Source organism: Nocardioides sp., from assembly GCF_036405735.1.
Taxonomy (GTDB): Bacteria; Actinomycetota; Actinomycetes; order Propionibacteriales; family Nocardioidaceae; genus Nocardioides.
Genome location: NZ_DASWXC010000079.1, coordinates 1 through 3,942 on the forward strand (window position 1 = coordinate 1; position 3,942 = coordinate 3,942).

Here is a 3,942-nt window from a genome sequence, read left to right on the forward strand (position 1 = left end):
CGAGCCCCGTCTCGGGGTGTGTTGTGGTCGTCATACCGACTAGGTGCGCCAGGCCTGCCGCGCCCGGCCGAGAGTGGCCCAGACGGCCCGAGGAGGCCCGCCAACCGACCGACTTTGTGCTGACTTTTCGCTGAGTTGCCACGCGCTTCTCCTTGTTCAGGATCCGCGCGTGGCCTCTGACCAGCGGGTGTGGTGGAGCTGAGGGGATTCGAACCCCTGACCTTCTCATTGCGAACGAGACGCGCTACCAACTGCGCCACAGCCCCAGTGCGTCGTACGACGCGGTGGGAAACGTTAGCACCAGCCCCACGGGTGCACCGAATCGGCTCCCAGAACTCCCGACTCGATCGGCAGGACTCCCGGACGAACGGTCAGGAGCCGACGGCGCGGTGCTCGTCCCCGTCGGTGCGGGCCTGGCGGGCGGCGCGCTCGGCCTCGTCGGCCTCGCGGGCCAGCTGGGCGTCGGCGTCCGTGCGGCCCGAGGTCCACACGCCGGTGTCGTCGAGGGCGATGGTGCGGACCGTGCGGCGCGCGGCGGCCGGCTTGTTGACGTACGTCGGCAGCGTGACCGGCACCGGGTCCCACAGCGCCGGGTCGACGATCGCGGCCATGCCGGCCGAGGTGTCGGCGAGCGGGTCCACCTCGGCGTCACCGCCGTCGTCGGTCAGGATCCGGCCCGCAGGAGCCTCGGCGGGCTCTCCCTCGACCGGCTGCTCGGCAGGCACCTCGATCGGCATCCGGGCGGTCGGCGCCAGCGCCTTGCGCTCGCCCTTGACCATGACCCGGCAGGCGACCAGCCAGGCGACCAGCAGGCCGACCGGGATCGCGACGTACCACCAGGAGATGACGTTGAAGGCCGTGACCGCGACCACCGCGAGGGTGGCGACCAGGATCAGCGCGAGCACGTTGCGGCGGCGCTTGGTGGCACGCTTGGCGGCCGCCCGCTTGGCCCGCAGCTGCGCCGGGGAGAGCTGGACGGGCGCCGCAACCGGAGCCGGAGCCGCGGCCCTCGCCTCGGCACGCTTCTCGACCGGAGCGGCCTCGGCGGCGGGACGGCCGGGCGTCACGAGCCGGGCGCTGCGCGTGTCCACCGGCTCGCGGCGCGCCAGCACGCGCAGGGTGTGGGAGAAGCGGTCCACCGATCGGCTGGTCGCGGCATCCTCGTGGCGCCGCACCGCCATCGGGACGAGGTAGGCGGCCCACGCCACGGCGAGGGCGACGAAGATCAGCGCGCTGGGGTCCACAGGTCAGAGGGTAGGAGCGATAGCGCAGCCCACCTCGGATGTCCACAGGTGTGTCGCAAATTCACTCGTGTGACTGATGTGATTTGACTCGGGCGAGCAGCCCGCCAGGACACTCCTCGGCGGTCACGGCGTAGAGCCGGTGGTCCCGCCAGGCGCCGTCGATGTGCAGGAACTTCGGGGCGTAGCCGACCTCGCGCAGGCCCAGCTTCTCCACGACGCGCAGGGAGTTGGAGTTCTCCGGACGGATCGCGATCTCGATGCGGTGCAGGCCGGCGCTGGTGAAGCAGTGGTCGATGACCATCGCCACCGCCCGCGGCATCACCCCGCGCCCGGCGTACTCGCGATCCAACCAGTAGCCGACGGAGGCGAACTGCGCGGAGCCGCGCACGATGTTGTTGACCGTGACCTGGCCGGCGAACCGGCCGTCGACCTCGATCGCGAACGGGTACGTCGTGCCGGCGCGGGCCTGCCGGTGCAGACGACGGACCAGCTGACCGAACGTCGTCGGTCGGGAGTCCGCCCCCGGGGGCACGGTGGCGTCCCACGGCCGCAGCCACGCCACGTTGCGCCGCCGCGCGTCTCGCCAGGCCCGCGCATCCGAGGCCGCGAGCGGCCGGACGGTGATCTCCTCAGAGCTGAGCCGGGCCGGCCAGCCGCTCAATGGTCGCTCCCCACGCTCCGCCTCAATGGTCGCTCCCCACGACCTGCTCGGCCGCGTGCACCAGGACCGGCCGCAGCACGGCGAGCCCGTCCTTCACTCCCCCGCGCGAGCCGGGCAGGTTGACGACCAGGCAGCTGCCGACCACGCCCGCCAGGCCCCGGGACAGCATGGCGGTCGGGACGCCCTGCGCCACGCCGTACGCGCGGATCGCCTCGGCGATGCCGGGGATCTCGCGGTCGAGCAGCGGACGCGTCACCTCAGGTGTCCGGTCGGTGGGCGTGAGCCCGGTGCCTCCGGTGGTGAGCACGACCCGTGCACCTCCCTCGGCGGCCGCGGCGATCGCGGCACCGACGGGCTCGCCGTCGGGGACGACGACCGGCGCGTCGACCGCGAAGCCGAGCTCACGGAGCGCGTCGACGATCAGCGGTCCGGTGGTGTCCTCGTAGACGCCCGCGGCGGCGCGGTTGGAGGCGACGACGACCTCGGCGCGCATGCTCACGCCCGGCTCCAGTCGCCGGACTTGCCCCCGGTCTTGGTCTCCACGCGCACGTCGGTGATCACCGCGCCCTTGTCGACCGCCTTGACCATGTCGACGACCGTGAGCGCCGCGACCGAGACGGCGGTGAGCGCCTCCATCTCGACGCCGGTGCGGTCCGTGGTGCGCACGGTCGCGGAGATCTCGACGGCTGGCTGCGGATGGTCGACGACCGCCAGGTCGACGGTGACCCCCGAGATCGCCAGCGGGTGGCACAGCGGGACCAGGTCGGGCGTCCGCTTGGCGCCCATGATCCCGGCGATCCGGGCGACGGCCAGCGCGTCGCCCTTCGGCACGCCCTCCCCGCGCAGCAGGGCGACGACCTCGGGCGACACCAGCACCCGACCCGAGGCGCTCGCCGTCCGCGCGGTGACCTCCTTGCCGGAGACGTCGACCATGCGGGCGGCCCCGGACTCGTCGACGTGCGTGAGCCGCTCGGCCGGTGTCATCGTCAGAACTCCTCGTCGAGCCTCAGGACCTGGACCTGCTCGCCCGCCTGGAGGGAGACGACCTCCTCCGGCACCACGACCAGTGCGTCGGACGATGCCAGATCGCCGATCAGGTGGGAACCGTGTCCGCCCACGGGCGTCACCGATCCGCCGCCGCACTCCGCACGCACGAACTGGCGCTTGCCCAGCGGCGACGTGATCGCGTGCGTGAGCCGCGCCGTGACCGTCGGGCGGAGGTACGGCGTACGGCCCATGAGCTTGCGGATCGCGGGCAGCACGAACTGCTGGAAGGAGATGTACGACGACACCGGGTTGCCCGGCAGCGTGAAGACCGGCGTCCGGTCCTCGCCGACGTGGCCGAACCCCTGCGGCTTGCCGGGCTGCATCGCCACGCCCCCGAACCACACCGTCCCGAGCGGGCGCAGCGCCTCCTTCACGACGTCGAAGTCGCCCTGCGACACCCCGCCGCTGGTGACGACGATGTCCGCGCGGACCAGCTGGTCGTGGAGCGCGTCGAGGAAGGCCCGCGGCTCGTCGGGCACGATGCCGACCCGGTAGGCGATCGCGCCGGCGGCCCGAGCGGCCGCGGCGAGCAGGAAGGAGTTGCCGTCGTAGATCGAGTCGTGACCGAGCTCGACGCCCGGCTCGCGCAGCTCCGACCCCGTCGAGATCACCACGACGCGGGGCCGCGGCCGCGCCCGGACCGCGGCTCGGCCCACGGAGGCGAGCAGACCGAGGTGGCGCGGGCCCAGCACGGTGCCGTAGGAGACCACGACATCGCCGGCCGAGACGTCCTCACCTGCCGACCGCACGTGCTGCCCGGGTGACGGGGCGCGCTCGATGCGCACCCGCGCGACGCCCCGGTCGGTCCACTCGTAGGGCACCACGCTGTCCGCGCCGGCAGGCATCGGGGCACCCGTCATGATCTTGACGGCCGTGCCGGGCGACATCGCGAGCAGCTGTGCCTGGCCGGCCCCGATCTCGCCCACCACCGGCAGGTGGACCGGGGCGTCCTCGCCGGCGGTCGCGACGTCCTCGTGACGTACGGCGTAG

Annotated in this window: 5 protein-coding genes and 1 tRNA gene; all 6 read right to left on the reverse strand. The window is 73.1% G+C overall.

The annotated features are described in order from the left end of the window. Positions 1-190 precede the first annotated feature (190 nt). Positions 191-266, reverse strand: a tRNA-Ala gene (locus VGE38_RS12810). A gap of 105 nt (positions 267-371) precedes the next feature. After that, positions 372-1,244 (reverse strand): divisome protein SepX/GlpR, encoded by an 873-nt coding sequence (gene sepX, locus VGE38_RS12815; RefSeq protein ID WP_331142934.1) that lies wholly within the window; start codon positions 1,242-1,244, stop codon positions 372-374. Positions 1,245-1,305: 61 nt separating this feature from the next. Then, positions 1,306-1,905 (reverse strand): GNAT family N-acetyltransferase, encoded by a 600-nt coding sequence (locus tag VGE38_RS12820; protein WP_331142935.1) that lies wholly within the window; start codon positions 1,903-1,905, stop codon positions 1,306-1,308. A gap of 22 nt (positions 1,906-1,927) precedes the next feature. Then, positions 1,928-2,398, reverse strand: coding sequence for a MogA/MoaB family molybdenum cofactor biosynthesis protein (locus VGE38_RS12825; RefSeq protein WP_331142938.1), 471 nt, complete (start codon positions 2,396-2,398; stop codon positions 1,928-1,930). 2 nt (positions 2,399-2,400) lie between these two features. After that, positions 2,401-2,889, reverse strand: coding sequence for a cyclic pyranopterin monophosphate synthase MoaC (gene moaC / locus VGE38_RS12830; protein WP_331142936.1), 489 nt, complete (start codon positions 2,887-2,889; stop codon positions 2,401-2,403). A gap of 2 nt (positions 2,890-2,891) precedes the next feature. Beyond that, positions 2,892-3,942 (reverse strand): molybdotransferase-like divisome protein Glp (gene glp / locus VGE38_RS12835; RefSeq protein ID WP_331142937.1); only part of this gene is annotated, 1,051 nt, incomplete at its 5' end.

Bases quoted from the DNA above. Each gene is read 5' to 3' on its own strand.
- VGE38_RS12825 (WP_331142938.1), bottom strand. From the start codon at position 2,398: ATGCGCGCCGAGGTCGTCGTCGCCTCCAACCGCGCCGCCGCGGGCGTC.
- moaC (WP_331142936.1), bottom strand. From the start codon at position 2,889: ATGACACCGGCCGAGCGGCTCACGCACGTCGACGAGTCCGGGGCCGCC.